General features: G+C 49.7%; 11 protein-coding genes. 3 read left to right on the top strand and 8 right to left on the bottom strand.

The annotated features are described in order from the left end of the window. Window positions 1-42: 42 nt before the first annotated feature. The 4 genes from ACN6MW_RS21525 to ACN6MW_RS21510 form a co-directional block, all read right to left on the bottom strand. Window positions 43-1,770 carry a sensor histidine kinase gene (locus ACN6MW_RS21525; RefSeq protein WP_419876411.1) on the bottom strand — a complete coding sequence of 576 codons (1,728 nt, stop codon included), beginning with the start codon at window positions 1,768-1,770 and terminating at the stop codon, window positions 43-45. Between the two features lie 91 nt (window positions 1,771-1,861). Continuing rightward, the gene (locus tag ACN6MW_RS21520; protein WP_419871996.1) at window positions 1,862-3,442 is read right to left on the bottom strand and encodes a response regulator; all 1,581 of its coding nucleotides are present in this window, start codon (window positions 3,440-3,442) and stop codon (window positions 1,862-1,864) included. A 19-nt stretch (window positions 3,443-3,461) separates the two neighbouring features. Next, window positions 3,462-4,256: a Nif3-like dinuclear metal center hexameric protein gene (locus tag ACN6MW_RS21515; protein ID WP_419871995.1), complete on the bottom strand. Its 795-nt coding sequence runs from the start codon at window positions 4,254-4,256 to the stop codon at window positions 3,462-3,464. 255 nt (window positions 4,257-4,511) lie between these two features. Beyond that, complete coding sequence (locus tag ACN6MW_RS21510) at window positions 4,512-6,485, bottom strand: glycoside hydrolase family 127 protein (RefSeq protein WP_419871994.1); 1,974 nt, start codon at window positions 6,483-6,485, stop codon at window positions 4,512-4,514. A 136-nt stretch (window positions 6,486-6,621) separates the two neighbouring features. Here ACN6MW_RS21510 and ACN6MW_RS21505 point away from each other — a divergent pair, with 136 nt between their 5' ends. Further along, window positions 6,622-7,494, top strand: coding sequence for an AraC family transcriptional regulator (locus ACN6MW_RS21505; RefSeq protein ID WP_419871993.1), 873 nt, complete (start codon window positions 6,622-6,624; stop codon window positions 7,492-7,494). Window positions 7,495-8,045: 551 nt separating this feature from the next. On the opposite strand, the gene ACN6MW_RS21500 is transcribed toward ACN6MW_RS21505, so the two are convergent. Further along, window positions 8,046-10,178, bottom strand: coding sequence for a glycoside hydrolase family 52 protein (locus ACN6MW_RS21500; RefSeq protein ID WP_419871992.1), 2,133 nt, complete (start codon window positions 10,176-10,178; stop codon window positions 8,046-8,048). Between the two features lie 161 nt (window positions 10,179-10,339). Here ACN6MW_RS21500 and ACN6MW_RS21495 point away from each other — a divergent pair, with 161 nt between their 5' ends. Then, complete coding sequence (locus tag ACN6MW_RS21495) at window positions 10,340-11,239, top strand: helix-turn-helix domain-containing protein (RefSeq protein ID WP_419871991.1); 900 nt, start codon at window positions 10,340-10,342, stop codon at window positions 11,237-11,239. 133 nt (window positions 11,240-11,372) lie between these two features. Here ACN6MW_RS21495 and ACN6MW_RS21490 read toward each other — a convergent pair whose 3' ends face one another. Continuing rightward, complete coding sequence (locus ACN6MW_RS21490; RefSeq protein WP_419871990.1) at window positions 11,373-12,830, bottom strand: alpha-L-fucosidase; 1,458 nt, start codon at window positions 12,828-12,830, stop codon at window positions 11,373-11,375. Window positions 12,831-12,937: 107 nt separating this feature from the next. Further along, window positions 12,938-13,960: a dienelactone hydrolase family protein gene (locus ACN6MW_RS21485; protein ID WP_419871989.1), complete on the bottom strand. Its 1,023-nt coding sequence runs from the start codon at window positions 13,958-13,960 to the stop codon at window positions 12,938-12,940. Window positions 13,961-14,129: 169 nt separating this feature from the next. Here ACN6MW_RS21485 and ACN6MW_RS21480 point away from each other — a divergent pair, with 169 nt between their 5' ends. Next, window positions 14,130-15,344 carry an aspartate aminotransferase family protein gene (locus tag ACN6MW_RS21480; protein ID WP_419871988.1) on the top strand — a complete coding sequence of 405 codons (1,215 nt, stop codon included), beginning with the start codon at window positions 14,130-14,132 and terminating at the stop codon, window positions 15,342-15,344. A gap of 55 nt (window positions 15,345-15,399) precedes the next feature. On the opposite strand, the gene ACN6MW_RS21475 is transcribed toward ACN6MW_RS21480, so the two are convergent. Next, on the bottom strand, window positions 15,400-16,413 hold the full coding sequence (locus ACN6MW_RS21475) for a hypothetical protein (protein WP_419871987.1): 1,014 nt from the start codon (window positions 16,411-16,413) through the stop codon (window positions 15,400-15,402). Window positions 16,414-16,502: the final 89 nt, after the last annotated feature.

Raw genomic sequence — 16,502 nt, 5'->3', positions numbered from 1 at the left:
TAAAAAGCATATAACCTTCAGACGTTTTGAGATGCGGCTAACCTATTCAACGGGTACTCTAACCCGAATAAACGTCCCTTCCCCAGGCATACTCTCGATTAAAAGGTGAAAGCGGTCGCCGTAGATCAGCTTCAAGCGGTAGATGACATTTTGAACGCCGATCCTTTCTCCGATCTCTTCCTCGCTCTCCAAATAACTGTAAAACTGCTTCACTTTCGCTTCGTCCATTCCAATGCCATTGTCTCGGATTGAAAAGACCAGCTCATCTTCCTCCCGTTCGACCCTCACCCCGATTTTGCCTCCGTTCCGCAGTGGCTCAATGCCGTGAATGCTGGCATTTTCAACAAATGGCAGGAACATCATTTTGGGCATCAAACAATTACTAGCGGAGGGATCAATGTGAATATCGTAAACCATCCGGTCCTCGAATCGGTATTTTTGGATCTCCAGGAAGCAAACGATAAATTCCATTTCCTCGCTGACCATCACCCTGTCCTTGCCCCAGGTAAGCGAGTTTCTGAATATTTTCGCCATATTCTGAATGATTTTTGCCGTCTCCGTCTCATCCTTAATGAGGCTGCGCATTCGAATCGTTTCCAGCGCATTAAATAAAAAATGGGGATTAATTTGGCTTTGCAGCGCATTAAGCTGCGCCTTCCTTCGTTCCAGCTCGAGGGATTTCGTCTGAATGTCCGCGATATAGACATCGTCAATCAAGCTTTTCACTTGTATCGTCATCCGATTGAATTCGCTCGTTAATTGGCCGATTTCATCCGAATATTCTTCTTGCTTAATCGTATCGAAATGCTGGTTTTTCACTTTTTTCATATGCTTAAGAATTTCAACCAGCCGTACATTCAAGGAACGCGTAATCCATAAAATGATCAATGTCGGGATGAAGATATTCAGGCAGGCCAATACGATAACGAACTCACGCGATTGACGCACTTCCTTCAATACCTCTTCCTCCGAAATCGAAGCAATAATGCGCCAGTTGTCCATATAGCTCACATAAGCGTATTCTGCCTGGAAAGCGACGGCATCCGATGGAAATTCCAACGAATCATACCGTATGGTATCTTTTCGCCAGTCCACCGCAGAGTCCGTCGTAAATTCAATTTCGCCTTTGTCATTGACTAAGTAAATATTTCCTTGCAAATTCTGATTTCGGAAAATTTGTTCAATCGTGCTTGTTTTCAAATCAATTTTCAAAAACTTCTTCCACTGTTTTTTTGATTCATAATAATTCATTTCGCGGATAATGCTGAAGGTATTACGGGTCACATTCTCTTCGCTCTTCAAATACAAGTCTTCCTGCTGCGTACGGATGAAGATCGGATAGGCATTGTGCTTCTCCTGCATCATTTTGTACCAATCGGTTTGCTTGATTTCATCCGAAAGAAACCCGATTCCGCCGGAATGCAGCATCGTTGGGTTCTCGACATAAATTTTAATATTTTGAATGGAGGTGTATACGGGCGTATAGCTGTTCAAAATTCTTCGGAAGTAAGTATCGTAAGCTTCAATATAAGCAGCCGGCTCTTGGTAGTCGGTTTCTAATATTTGATTTAAATTATAGTCTGTATAAAATACGGACGAGATCGTCACGGCATCCTCGACCTCGGACCGGAATTCATTGTTAATTTGATCGACTGCGCGCGAAAAATCCTTCATCCGCTGGTTTTTCACATTCTCTGTCGTCACATTATAGAAAATCACGTTCGTTAATACGATGGGGAGAAATACGGAAAAAATATAGAGGACCAGCATCTTATTCCGCAGTCGGACATTGTTGAGATTCAAGTGCAGCTTCACGCGTGTAATCCCCTTTGTGTGTAGTTATTTCATTTGGCGTATAAGCTTATTGGAGCTGATTACGGTATTCGGTCGGCGTCATATGCTCGATCTTCTCGAATTGGGTAACAAAATAATCGGCGTTGCTGAACCCGACCTTCTCCGCGATCTCATATACTCGCATTGCGCAGGATTGCCGAAGCAGCTTTTTGGCTTCGTTCACCCTCAGCTGCAGCAGAAACTCGTTAAAATAAACGCCGTACGTCTTCTTGAATAGCTGGCCCAAATAGACGGGATTCACATAAAATTGCGCCGCGATGCTTTTGAGGCTCATATTTTGCGAATAATTCATTTCGATATAGCTCTTGATTTTTTGTATGCCGCCCTTCTGCTGTTCTTTTCTCAGCTCCGCGACAAGCAATCCGCTCTCTTCGATAAATGCCGAAAACATGTTTTTCAATTCGCCGAGCGATAGGTTGATGTCCTGCCAATTCAGCAGCGGTTTGAGGGTGGACAAGGATTGCTCGTCCCCTTCCATGCTGCGGATCGTTTTCATAATCCCCATTACGCATTGCTGAATATTCATCTTGACCGCTTCCGGGGCATACCGTTTCTCGCGAAAATCCAGAAACCACTGCTCGACCGCCGTTTTCACCGCATCCGACTTCAGCTCTTCGAAATGCTCCATGAATTGATTAAACTGAGCCGGCTCGAAGCCGATATAATTTAGCTGCTCTGATTGCATCTGCTCATACACAACGATTCGTTCATCATTTGTATATTTGTATAACAGGGCATCCTTAGCCGCTTTGTAGGAATCACGAATATGCGCCAGACCATAGACCGGAGAGCCGGCATATAGAAATACGCTTTTGCCAAAATGGATATCCAGTGCCGCTCTAAATTTTGCTAGAAACCGCTCAAGCTCCCCGTTGAATGGCTCCAGCAGAAAGCCGGGCAGCAAGATGCCGGTACGGTTGCGATGCTCATACAGGTTAACCGGCTGAGAGGCTGCCGTAATCCGCATAAGCTCCTGCTGGACCAGCTCCATGAAACGCGCGTTAGGGATCTGCCCCGTAGATGGCTCCAGGCGGTGGTTATCGTTAAGCTCCGCGAACATATAGATTAAGAAATCGGTTTTCTTCAGCTGCAAACGACGCTCCCATCCTGCAATGGAAGCCTCGCTTGCTTCGCCAAGAATAAGCGATTTGATCATCTCGCTGCCTATCCGCCGCTCCCTCTTGGATTGCTCCTCTTGCTCCGCATTTAGCTTTTCGTTTATCTTTTTTAGAATGCTGGTGAACTCGATCTCATCAATCGGTTTAACAACAAAATCTTGAACGCCGTAACGCATAGCCTGCTGAGCATAGTTAAAATCGTTATAGCCGCTTATGATCACGAAAGCAGGCTTCATGTTATTTTCCGTCGTGACCCGCCTAATCAGCTCCAGTCCATCAATGACCGGCATACGAATATCCGTGATAACAAGCTGCGGCTGAACTCGCTCGATCAGCGCCAGCGCATCCTCGCCATTATCCGCTTCGCCGGCAATTTCAAAGCCGCAGTCTTCCCAATCGATCAGCTTTATTAGGCCTTTGCGGGTAAATAATTCGTCATCCACCAGAATTGCACGATGTAATTGCATCATTTTGTCCTCCTCATTCGGGTTATGCCAGACGAAATACGGAATCAACAGGCAAATAATGAACGGGAATGGCGGGATACCATTTCCCCAGCCGATCGGCGAGCAGCCGCATCCCCGGCTGCTCGCTTTCCATGTGGCCAAGAACAATGAGCGCATTGCTTTTGCCTGCATGCACGGCATCCCTTACATACTCCGGCGTTTCCCACTCCGGGCCTTCCCCGTAAATAATCAAATCCAGATTATATTTGCTGAACAAAGGAATCACGTTCTCCCCTGCCCCTCTATAGCCAACCAGCAAGCCAATGCGGCTGCACGCCAAGGATAAATCGCCAACGGCCCGCAGGAAGCGGATCCCTAGTTTTTTTTTGATATCGCCAATAACATGCTCAAGCTTCATCGGCGGAAGGGTTACGAGCGTTGCGGCGGGTAAATTTTCCGTTACATGCTCCTGCCAACCCAAGGATTGGATGAGCCCTTCCATAATGCCATCGGGCTGAAAGCGATGCCAATAATCGTGATAGCGATAAACGGCCACGCCCATCCTTTCGATATACCATTTTTTCGACTCATATACAACATCGTCCGCGTATAAGGGTTTCGTACCGTCACGGTGGCTGTAAAATATCCCTTCATGCGTGATGACGAGGTTAGCCCCTAACTGGACGGACTGCTCAAGCACCTGCTGCGTCGCCATGAACGTAACGGCAATACCCTTAACTTCCGTCCCGGGCGTTCCAAATGTCAGCGTATCCACCGAATTCGGAATCGGTTCAAGGGACGCTGTCAGCCTGTCTATTATATCCTGTATATTGGTCATCGTTCTTGTCCGCTCCCGCAGGTTTTATTTTAAAGTAAATTTCGCTCTGATATTTAAATTTTATGTTCAATAAAGAAACGGCACAATGCAAAAAGTATAGTGTCAACCCTAAAAACTAAAGTTGTTTACAACATCCTTTTGGCGCAAAGCGGCTTGGGAACAAAAAAAAGCGACCGCCCCGGATAGATTCCGGTAAGCGATCGCCGCATTTTAGCTTATTATTTTGGCTGCATACCTGCAGGCCGTTCCACGATGCTACAAGCGTTCCTTCACCCAAACGGCCATTTCGCCTTTGCCGCGGTTCGCCCATGCGTAATACGGAATAAAAGTAAGGCTGGCCGGCTTGAGAGCAGCATCGGCGTCCGAGCGGTATAGCTGGCTTCCCCATTGCTCGAATTGCAGCTTCAACCCTTCCGCCTTGATCACTTGAATGCCGCCGATCAGCTCTTTTTCGTAAGAAGCTGCAAGCTTGGCATCCTGCGGCAGAAGCAGCTGCTGAAGCTGTTGTCCATTGTCGGCTTCCTCTACGCAATACACGAGCGGGCCGCGCTGCAAAGCAACTTTACCGGCGTTTTGCTTCACGAGAGGATTGCTTCTTACACGTAAAATAGGCGATTCCAGCGTGAGCTCGACAATATCGCCTGACACCCACTGCCGTTCGATGCGAGCGTAGCCGTCAACGGTTTTATCCGCAATCGCATAGGCTTCTCCGTTTACGAGAACAGATGTATTCGCTGACCAATCCGGTATGCGAAGCGCCAGCGTAAAGGCTGCAGGCTGCTCCAAAGTAACCTCGAAGCGCGCCGAGCCCTCCCACGGCATCGATGATTGCTGATTAAGCTTAACCTTTGCAGCTCCCAAGGACAGCTCCATTTCTCCGCCGATATAGAGATGCGAGTAAATGGTGTTCTCCTTTACGGAATACAAGTACTCGCCCAGCGATGCCAGTAAACGGGCAATATTCGGAGGGCAGCATGCGCAGCCGAACCATTCTTGGCGGACAGGCTTTACATGGTTGAAGTTTTTATTTTTCCCTTCGCATACATCCGGCATTACTTCCAGCGGATTGACATAGAAGAAATGCCTGCCGTCGCGCGACATCCCCGCAAGCACCGTATTATACAAAGCGCGTTCCATGACATCGGCATATTTGCTGCTTGGCTCCAGCTGCAGCATTCTGTGCGCGAAGAAAATAAGGCCGATCGAAGCGCAGGTTTCCGAATATACCGTATCATTCGGCAAATCGTAATCAAAAGAGAATGCCTCGCCCTGCGCCATCGAGCCGATGCCGCCCGTGATGTACATTTGCTTGGAAGCAATGTTGTCCCAAAGCTTGCGGCAAGCGTTCATCAAGGATTCGTCGCCCGTTTCCCGCGCAACGTCTGCCATGCCTGCAAGCATGTAAACTACGCGTACCGCGTGGCCGGCGGCCGCTTCCTGCTCGCGTACTGGCAAATGCGCTTGAAAATATTCCGGATCAATATGAATCTTATTGTTGCTCCAATGCGTCGTTCTTCCTCTGCGGTCAGCTTCTGCCTCGAAAAAGCTAGGCTGCTGTCCGCGCTTGTCAATGAAGTAGCTGCTCAGCTCCAGATATTTGCGTTCGCCTGTTGCTTCATACAGCTTAACAAGCGCAAGCTCGACTTCCTGGTGACCGTCGTAACCAGCGATTTGGCCCGGGCCGTCACCGAACACTACGGCGATATCATCCGCGATCCGGCATACGATATCGAGTAGATTACGCTTGCCGGTCGCACGATAGTAAGCAACGCCTGCTTCAATCATATGTCCCGCCGAATAAAGCTCATGGCATTCCGTTAAATTCGTCCATTTTTTATCCGGTTCCTTAATGGTAAAAAACGTATTCAAATAACCGCTTGGCTGCTGCGCCTTGCCGATAATCTCGATCATCTCGTCGGCAACCTGCTCCAATGCGGCGTCAGGCTTCGTTTCAAGCAGGTAAGCTACCGCCTCTAGCCATTTAGCTACGTCGGTATCCTGGAAAACATAGCCGTAAAACTCGCCTTCTTCAAGCCCTGCCGCAATTTTAAAGTTGCTTACCGCGCCGCTTCGCTCTGCTCCCTCAACCCGGTCGTTTATCGCATCCCACTGATAAGGAACAACAACATCCCTCACCAAATTAATATAATAATTCCAGAAATCATCTGTAATTTTAACTTTCTTTAATGATACCGGCTTCGCATGTACCTTGCTAACTGCTTGTCCCATTCGTATCGCACCTCTCCAGCATTTATTCAATTTCATACTGCTGTTTCCTATTTTATGCGTTAGAATAGAACATAAATACAAACACAAATAACCTATTTCTTATAAAATATCACACAAACTCGGAGAGTGGATTACGATGACAGAAGCATCGGAGCATATCTATTTCGCGGCGCCCCCGCTTCCCTACTACCTCGAAAGCGGCGTTACGGTTCATAAGCGCGGAGACCAGCATCCCAGCCGCAGGCATCTGGGCGTATTTGATCTCATTATCGTGGAAAGCGGCTGTCTCTTTATTGGAGAGGAAGAACGCAAATGGGAGTTGACGGCAGGGCAATCCCTGGTTTTGCTGCCTGACCGTCCCCATTATTCCGTTAAGCCGTCCGAAGGGAAGACCGTTTTTTATTGGGTTCATTTTCTGCCGGTAGGAGAATGGCAGCAATCGGAGCTCGACCATGCCAGCATCAGCCATGACCAGCATTATAATCGTTTTCTCACTGCGCCCTATTCCCTCCATCTTCAAAAAACTTGGACGCTCCCTTATCCCGAGCAGGCTTACCGGCTTATGCGTACGCTGAACAAAGCGGGCGCGGAACGTCAATCCAGCGCCTTCTGGACGCAGCAGCAGACCTTCGAGGAGCTGCTCCGCATGATGGATTTACGTCAAAACGACAGCTATACAAGCCCTTCCGTCACTTTGGCAGAAAAAGCGGAGGCGTATATCAAAAACAATTATCGCGCGGAAATAACAAGCCAAACGATGGCAGACGCGCTGAATTTTCACTACAACTACATCACCCGCTGCATGAAGCAGGTATACGGCATGACGCCGATTGACTACTTATCCAAATACCGGCTCGAGCAGGCGAAGCTGCTCCTGCTTAAGACGGAATGGCCCGTGGCCCAAATCGCGCTGCATGTCGGCTTTGAGAATGTCCCTTACTTCTCTAACTGTTTCACGCGGCAGATCGGAATGCCGCCGACTAAGTTTCGCAAGCAGTATATGAGTTGAAGCTTTCGAGCGATCGCGTAGGCTGGCTATCCGTTAGCACGCCAGTCTGCTCCTCTACCAGCAGCCATCAGGCTGTTTTCTCCCTTCTGCTTATTTGCCCTAAACTTATATCCAATCTGGTCTGGCTACAGTGTAGTTACTGCAGCAGAACCACTCATTTACCGGCTGCTCCACCTCTACATTGCAGTTATTACAACAGATGATCTTATATGCGGCACTTCTCGCCTGACGGAGGCCGTTTCTGCTGTATTTTTTACAGCGCAGCCTGCAAAAATAAGTACAATCCCGGCTTTCTGCTGCACAAAGTACACGATTATCGCATCAAGGCCATTCATTTGCGGAATAGCGGAATAACCTGCACAACATTGCCGGCAAGCGGATCATGGCGGGAATTCTGATTGACGCGATTATCGCTTTGTTTGAAAGCAACGATAGGTTTAATCAGCTAGGCCACGGCAGCTTTGGTGGTTTAATCGCCATGAAAAAACAGGGCATCCTCAGCCCGCTGAATAAGCCGAGAGGATGCCCTGTAATATGAATGGAACAGCCGTTTATTGCTGCAGCTTCGCTTTATTAGCCCCTTCCTCGAGCCACAAAATCGAGGTTACGCCGCGAGGATAATATTTGCTGCCGGTAATGCGCCCGGAAATAATTTGGTCGCTCCAGCTCCAAATCGAAAGCTCGGGATGCGTCAGCCACCCGACATGAGCCTCATCGGCTTGCCGTCCGGTCTCCTCCCATGCGATGCCGAGCAGCTCGCGCGCCACGAATTGGCACAAGTAAATTTTGCTGAGCCAGCTGTTATTGCTCGTAGAGGACAGCTTCCAGCCTCCATCCTCAAACAAGCAAATGCCCGGTTTCAATACATACCGCAAATGCGTGTTTAGAGCCTTCAAGTAGGCGCCAAAACGTCCTTCCGGCTCAAGCGCGGCAAGGTTCCCCGTCACGTAAGGAAAAATAAGCCCTTCGATGGCCGGAATGATTTTGGAATCGTTATTTTCGCCAATGACCGCCGGTATATAGCCTTCGCTTGTGACATGGCTGACAATGGTGGCTGCGCTTTTGTCCGCTTGCTTTCCTGCAGTCTCTGCCAGCGAAACCCGTTCGTTTTCCTGGAATATCCGCTCCATCGCCACGTAAGCCGCCCAGTTTTTTCCTGCTAAATAAATGTTGTTCCGTGATTGGCCCAGAGATACGTCCAAACTGTCGTAAGTCGTAATTTCCGCGCCGCCCATCGTCCGCGAGCTGTCTAGACCCATAATGCCGTTGCGGCTGTCTGGATTGGAATCATCCCGGTTAAGCATGCTGCTTAAGCATTTCTCGAATATTTCAAGGTTCGCGCCAAGCCATTCGCGGTCTGCCGTTTTCTCGTAATAGGCCGCGCCGCAAAGCACCCAATTTGTCAGCTGCTCATGCGTCATATGAGAGAAACAGCCGTCAAGGCCGTACAGCTCATAGGAAGAGAAGCCTGGACGGGATACCGCATTCGCAACGCCCATGTCATGGGTAAAGCTGATGCCGCCCGGATATACCTCGTCACTGCCCGGCTTGCGCAGCGTATCCTCGTAGCTGTAACGTTTCACGAACATGTCGAGCTCATTCCTGACTGTCCAGGGATTCATTTTAAGTTCATAGAAAAGCTGGTCCACGGTCAAATCGAACGTATTCATCATGCGGTATTCGCCTTCATTGACGATCCAGAACGGTTTCCCTTCGTAATCCAGAAGCTGCGTATTGCCGTAATAGCTGCGAATGGAGTGGATAAGCATGAATTTTTGGTCGTCTGACAGGTTGTCCTGTTCTGCCAATGCGCCAGCTCGCACTGCCTCCCCGGTCAGCCTGTCAAAATGGGTCAGCGCATATTCAGCGACCGCCTCGACATTCGGGAAGTAACGCGTATAAAAGTAGGAAGCGTCAATCCCTGTCGTGACATATCCGGCTCTATAGAAGCAAATCGCGAACCGGTATGTTTTCATTTCCCCAGGTTCCGTGTCCAAGATAAGCGAGCATACCGCCCCGAGGCCGAAGGTCCAGTTTTCTTTCAAAGACGCGCCCAAAATATCCTCCAGCGTAAAATGCTGCGCAGACGCCGCCGTTTGCTCATCCGTCACGATCGCTAGCTGGCGTCCCTGCCCAATGCCCGGTCTGCCGCAGGTATCATCCATTCGCCGCATCGCTTGGTAGGGATCACTTCCCTGAAAACCGAAAAACGCCCTGCGTTTGCGGTCCGAACGCGAATTGTCTACGGTCAGCTCCGCGAAAACGGCTGGGAGAAGCGTGTCCTTAAGCTCCCCATCCGAGGCCGAGGCCGGGTCCGGTACCGAGCGTACCTGCGAATAAATCCGGAATGACAAATCGCCCGACTTCCATGTATCCGTCGTCAGTTGGAAATCACGCTGGATGTCCTGCTGCGCCAGCGGATGAAGCAGCTTTGGCTTGTCGGGACTCGGATCGGGATTCTCAATATCGTAGCGTTTGCTCTCATCTTCTCCCTGCACATCATGGAACGGCAGCGTGTCATAGCCGGTCCCGTCCATACGTTCCAGGCCAATATATATATTCTCCTTCGGCGGTTTAGCCAGTTCGATGTCAAAGCCTCCCGAAGCTCCGGGAAATCCGAGCGTAAAGCTGGAAAAGGCACCGATCGGGGAATGATGCGCGTTAAAAAACCGATTTTTTGCCAAGGTAAATTCATCTCCTTCATAGGTTGTATCTCTTCCCATCTTAAGGTCGTTTTACGGGCGCCAACAGGGTCATAACAGGCCTTTATTTGTACAAAACGTCACCATGCCGCAGGTTAACGGTATGTTATACTGAACTCATCCTATAAAGCGAGGAATACGCGATGAAAAACCATCTACCCTTCGGCCGGGAAAACAGCATTCAGGAGCTGATGACGCCCGATTTGCAGTTTGCCTTTCAAATCGTTGCGGCGCATAAGCGTACCGTTAACGGGCAGTGGAGCTATCCCGAGCATTATCACACCATGTTCGAGCTCAATATGGTCTTGGACGGAGAGCAGACCATGTTTGCGGAGAACTCATCCTTTTTGCAGCATGAAGGGGATATCTTGTTCATTCCGCCCAGCGTCAAGCACAGAAGCGAAGGCTCTTCCGGCAATGAGACAATGACTTACTTCTGTCTGCATTTTGATATCGACGATTTGACGCTCCGCAGAAGCTTGATGAGCATGCAGACGACGCTGCTGCCTACCGGAAATCCTTCGTCTGCCGGCATCAGAAGCACGCTGGAGCGGTTAATACGTTCGCTGCAATATGCCCAAACGGGCCTGCAGAGGGACAAGCTCGCTTTTCTGAGCGATACCTTCCTCATGCTGTCCGCCCTAACGAATTGGACCATGGACGAAGGCAACGGCGAGCTGCATGGAAAAGAAGCCTCCGAGAATGAAGTGTCGCTCGCCGCAACGATAGAACGGGAGCTGCGGAGCGCCTCTATCTCGGAACGCCTGCCTGAGGAGCGAATCGGTATTGAAAAAATGGCCGCCCGTCTCGGCTATAGTCCCGCTTATTGCAAACGGGTTTTCCAGCGAGTTTACGGCATGTCGCCGCGGCAATATTTAACGGGCCTGATTGTACGCCAAGCGAAGCTGCTGCTGATCAATTCGGAGCTCACCGTCGAGGATATCGCCTATCAGCTCGGATATCATGACGTCTCGCAATTCAGCAAGCAATTCAAGCGATGGATGAATCTGTCCCCGACAGCCTTCCGCAAGCTGACGAAATAACTCCAATTCCTTGGGCTTAAACGCTTGATGCCTTACACTGCGGCAAGCGGTTCTTATAAAACAAACAAGGGACGCAAGCCGAAGCTTGCGTCCCTTGTTTGTTTTAAGACGGAGGGAATTTAATGATCAACCGTTAATTGATTTTGATGCTGAATACGACCGGTGCCGAGCTTTGAACATGCCGTGTTTGAATAATCAAGGCTTCTTCCGTTCTCTCCCATGCCGGTTTTTCGTCAAACCCTAGAACATTAATTTCCTCGATAATACCTTGGAAATGGATTGATTTTTCTTTGAGGGCCTTGATTGCGACCACTCCGTTTTCGGGATAAACCAGAAGGGTCGCATAAAGAGTGCCGCCCTTCACGGTGAACCGTATGTCTTCACTCGTAAATACTTTAGATTTCCCATCCGTAAATTGGCCCTCCTCGATCTCCGTCGGCCCTTCGCCAAAGATGCGCCAGAAAGTCGAATCGTAGACGGCCTCTCCGTTCACCTTCAACCACTGGCCGATTTCAAGAAGAATCTGCTTATCCTCATCGGGAATCGATCCGTCGGCTTTGGGGCCGACATTCAGCAGCAGACTGCCGTTTTTGCTCACGATATCAACTAAATCCCGGATGATTTCATTCGATGTTTTATAATCATTGTTCGGCGTGTAGCACCATGAGTTTTTTGCCACCGCAGTGTCGGTCTGCCAAAAATACGGCTTTAGTTCCGCGAACTGTCCTCTCTCAATATCCGGGACGGCGGTACCGAAATGAAATGCGTCATGCTTATAGTTGATCGCTACTTCTTCGCCCCACTCCATCGCCCGGTTGTAATAATACGCTGCGAATTTTTTGAGATAAGGCTTAAAGGCTTCCGTTTGAATCCACCAGTCAAAATAAAATACTTTCGGTTGATATTGATCCACAAGCTCGCAGCATCGGATCAGCCAATCCTCCAAATAGGTCTGATTCGGAGGAGAACCGTACAGGTCGTGATGGTCAGGCTCCGGCATCGAAGGCCAGTAGAAGTCGCCGCGTACGAGCGGCTCTTTGATGTCGGAATCAAATTCTTTGCCATGCGATAAGAAAAACCAATGCTCCGCCCGGTGCGAAGAAACACAAAACGTCATATCCTGCTTCTCGAAAGCTTCTTTCATTTCACCAATTAAATCGCGCTTTGGCCCCATTTCATAGGCATTGAAAGGAGAGATGCCGCTTTTGTACATTTGAAACCCGTCATGATGCTCCGCAACCGGCATAATGTATTTGGCGCCTGCTTGCCGGAAAAGCGCAGCCCATTCGTCAGCATTGAATTTCTCCGCTTTAAACATCGGAATAAAATCCTTATAGCCAAAATCTTTGTGCTCTCCATAGACGGCGAGATGATGCTTGTATTCCTCCGAGTCCTGGATATACATATTCCTCGGGTACCATTCGCTCTTGAATGCGGGTACGGAATAGACGCCCCAGTGAATGAAAATACCGAATTTCGCCTTCTCATACCAAGAGGGAGCCTCAAATCCGCTGAGCGAATCCCAATTATCCTTGAATCTCCCGTTTTTAATCGTATCTTCGATCGTCTTCAAATATGTATCTGCTCCCATGAAGCTATCATCCTCTCTCGCATTGAACTACCTATGTTCATTCTAGCGATGAAGGCATTTCATAGACATGCAGAAAATTATCTATCTCTTGGACAAAAGTAACCTTATTACGAGGTTAACGTCCGCTTCAGCCAGTCGTAAGCCAGCCGTCCGCTAATTTCGTGCTTGCCCGGAAAAATGTCCGTTGCGAGCTTTTCGCCGGCACCCTCTGCTTCATAAATCTCCTGGATTTCAGCTGCAGCCTTACGAAAGCCAGCAACCGGAAATATCGGATCACGCTCGCCCGATTCGAGAAATAACGGGCGCGGCGCTAGAAGACCGATTAACTCTGGCAGCTCCGCATGTACAAGCAAGCCCGGCGTGTAATTATCAATGCAATGATGGACAGCAAAAATACTGTCTTTAACCGTGTTCGTAAAGCCGGTCAACACCGCTGCGTTGATCCGCGCCTCCAGCACGGCAGCTGCATAACCGATTAACGCTCCGCCGGAGAAGCCCATGAGCCCTATTCGATCCGCATCGATCTCCGGCCTTGAAGCCAAATAAGTAAAGGCCTTTAAAGCCTCGGTAACCCGCAAGCCGGTAAGCGTTTTTCCGAGCATCATCAGCTGTGTGGATAGTTTGTAGCAGGAGCTTGGCGTATCTGGATTAACCGCAAGGTCCGCAAGAAGCCTTCGCTCACCGAACCCGATGACGTCCGGCGCGATAACGGCCATTCCCCGCTTCACGAGCTGCACGGCAAAATGCTGGTGGATGCCTGGCACTTCCGGATCGGGCGAGCCATCCTTTAGCAAGCCGACGATCTCACGGCTGCCATAACCATGGCCATGAATCGCCAGTACGGCAGGCTGCGGCTCCTTCACGTTATCTGGAATAAGGACATAAGCAGCAAAGGTTAACGCCGGTGTAGCCGAAAGCTCCACCCGCTCGCGGACATATCCATCGCATTGGACGCGTTCCAGCAGCCGCGGAGCAAAACCCGAGTTAGGCTCAAAGTTGCCAATCGCTTCACGCAGCGCCGCCTTTAGCTTCGGTCTGCGCTCGTTTCGAAGCTCCCTCTTTGAACTCGTTTGATGCCGATTGACCGCTTCGTTGTAAAGCTTATTTAATAAAGCGTCCCCATTCCACATTTTTCGCTCCGCCTCTACTCTAGATTTTTTTACATGTTATTTCGAATCATAATGACCGTTTTGGAAGGTTTGCCGTAAACATACCTTGTGAAGATTTTAATTCTGTATTGAATCTTTATTCGCTTTACTGTATATTTATACAATACTTTGAATAACCGGGAGGCTCGTCATGATTCAAATGGAAAAATCATTAACGGCAGCACTGCTCGAAAAAGCGGAGAAATCGGTTTTATTTACCGCACGTCGTCCTGGGATCGTGATGGAGCGCGGCGAAGGGATGCATCTTTGGGATACGGAAGGAAAACGTTACTTGGATTTTGTGGGCGGCTGGGCCGTAGCCAGCCTTGGTCATTCACCAGCGGTCCTGCAGGAAGCACTTTCGCGCCAAGCCGCCACTTTGGTGCACGCCAGCCCCGGCTACTATAATCGGCCGATGATTGAATTCGCCGATCTGCTTACCGGCGTCAGCGGGATGGATAAAGCCTTCTTCTTCGCCAGCAGCGGCGCCGAAGCGAACGAGAGCGCGATTAAGCTTGCCAGAAAGCATGGCGCGGTCAACTTAAACGGAGCTTATGAGATTATTACGTTGACGAACAGCTTCCACGGACGAACGCTTGCGACGATGTCGGCTACCGGCAAAGAGCAGTGGAAGGAACTTTTTGCTCCCAAAATCGATGGCTTCAAGCATGTTCCGATCAACGACCTCGATGCCTGCTTTGCCGCGGTCACGAATCAAACCTGCGCCATTATGGTCGAGCTTGTGCAAGGCGAGGGCGGCGTCCATTCCGTATCGGAGGCTTATTTATACGGATTGCGTAAAATTTGCGACATGTACGGCATGCTGCTCATCTTCGATGAAATCCAGACGGGGATGGGCAGAACGGGCAAGCTTTTTGCCTACGAGCATTATGGCATCCAGCCCGATGTCATAACGCTCGGCAAAGGAATCGGCGGCGGCTTTCCGTTATCGGCGATGCTCACGCTGGACAAATACGACTTATTCGAGCCTGGCGATCAAGGCGGTACTTATACGGGAGCTCCGCTTGCTATGGCTGCCGGCTATGCCGTTCTGAAGGAGCTCCTCGAACGAAATTTAGCCGAAAATGCGAAGAAGCAGGGACAATACTTGATAGATGGACTTCATGCCCTCGCAAGCAGCTTCCCTATTTCGAATATTCGCGGCAAAGGATTGCTGCTTGCGTTCGACTTGCCCGAGGGTACAGCCACCCTGTTGGCCGCGGCTTGCCTGCGTGAGGGTCTGCTCATTAATTCGCCTAATCCATCTACGGTTCGGCTCGTGCCTCCGTTAATCGTAACGCAGCAGAACATCGATGATATGCTGGGCATTCTGCGTCACGCGTTCGGAAAGCTGGAGCCGGGTTGATGCTTCAAGCATAAACGGCTGACGCAGTGCTTGGCGGCGAAAGCTCGTTCACGGATCAAATAAAAGGTCTGCGGTCAAGTACGAGCTGCAGCGGTTCAGCGGTTTGAATGTACCCCGGGATCAACTGCTGAATCGCAGCCAAGCTGCATACCGCTCCGCATAATGAATGCAAGTCGTCGAAGGGCTCATCCGATTCGGCGCCAAGCTGGGCCAGCTTCTCGATAAAGCGCTGCGAAGTGCCTTTTACGGCGGCCTTGCATTCCTCTGAGCGGTAAGAATCCGATTGCTTCAAGCAGCAAAGAATCGTATAGACCCAGTCAATATGGAAATAGGAAAACACCTCTTCAGGCAGCTCCAGCTCACCGCTTTGATACAGCTCCAGGCAGGTGTCTATCACACGCTCCGGATATGGAATTTGCTCCTTTCGATGAGCGAGGTTGAACAAATAATGAAAGCTGCCTGCAATATGGTGAAACAACGGCGCGTTCACCGGGCTTCCGTCAGCTTGCTTTACGCAACCTTTGCGCCATAAACCAGTCAGCGGATCAGCGTTTTGAAGCAGCCAATCGAAGTATTCCCGCTCCCACGCTTCATCGACGGATTCCGACAGAACCAAGCATGCATAAATGCCGGCACCTTTTAATGACTCGCCCCAAGGCTGGTCTCGCCACTCCAGGCTCTCAAGAAACGGCGCAATTTGTTCTTTGTCCATCAACTCTTTGAATTGAACAAGCGGAAACCTAGCTTTCCCGTCAAAAAGCTCCAAAGCCGATAGCGCAAACGCCGTACTATGTATCTCATTATGGCCTTGCCCTGCGAATACGCCGGTATTTTCCGACTGGTGCTGCTGTAGGGCAGCAATCCATAGCTTTTCCTCTGCCGGATGCTGCGGCATTGCACTTAGCGTATATAAAATAATGGCAGCATCTGCCGTTCCGTAAACATCCTCATTCGTATTTCCCTGCTCAAGCTGCGCTAAATGCCTGGCATAGGCTCGGCTCTCCTCATGGAAACGATGAGCCTCCAGCGTTTTCATCACACGGGCAATAAATGGACGCAAATCCGTCATGCTATCCCACCATCCTAAATTCGTTTTTGCATGGCTTCACCTTAATAGCGAGAATAGCCAGGCTCTCATATTGATATGCTCCTTACGAC

Source organism: Pristimantibacillus sp. PTI5, assembly GCF_048572955.1.
In the GTDB taxonomy this organism is placed as follows: Bacteria; Bacillota; Bacilli; order Paenibacillales; family Paenibacillaceae; genus Pristimantibacillus.
This window is presented reverse-complemented; position numbering and strand designations above follow the sequence as displayed.

Coding starts and splice junctions, on each gene's coding strand:
- ACN6MW_RS21525 (WP_419876411.1), bottom strand. CDS start 1,770: ATGCTGGTCCTCTATATTTTTTCCGTATTTCTCCCCATCGTATTAACG.
- ACN6MW_RS21520 (WP_419871996.1), bottom strand. CDS start 3,442: ATGATGCAATTACATCGTGCAATTCTGGTGGATGACGAATTATTTACC.
- ACN6MW_RS21515 (WP_419871995.1), bottom strand. CDS start 4,256: ATGACCAATATACAGGATATAATAGACAGGCTGACAGCGTCCCTTGAA.
- ACN6MW_RS21510 (WP_419871994.1), bottom strand. CDS start 6,485: ATGGGACAAGCAGTTAGCAAGGTACATGCGAAGCCGGTATCATTAAAG.
- ACN6MW_RS21505 (WP_419871993.1), top strand. CDS start 6,622: ATGACAGAAGCATCGGAGCATATCTATTTCGCGGCGCCCCCGCTTCCC.
- ACN6MW_RS21495 (WP_419871991.1), top strand. CDS start 10,340: ATGAAAAACCATCTACCCTTCGGCCGGGAAAACAGCATTCAGGAGCTG.
- ACN6MW_RS21490 (WP_419871990.1), bottom strand. CDS start 12,830: ATGGGAGCAGATACATATTTGAAGACGATCGAAGATACGATTAAAAAC.
- ACN6MW_RS21485 (WP_419871989.1), bottom strand. CDS start 13,960: ATGTGGAATGGGGACGCTTTATTAAATAAGCTTTACAACGAAGCGGTC.
- ACN6MW_RS21480 (WP_419871988.1), top strand. CDS start 14,130: ATGATTCAAATGGAAAAATCATTAACGGCAGCACTGCTCGAAAAAGCG.
- ACN6MW_RS21475 (WP_419871987.1), bottom strand. CDS start 16,413: ATGACGGATTTGCGTCCATTTATTGCCCGTGTGATGAAAACGCTGGAG.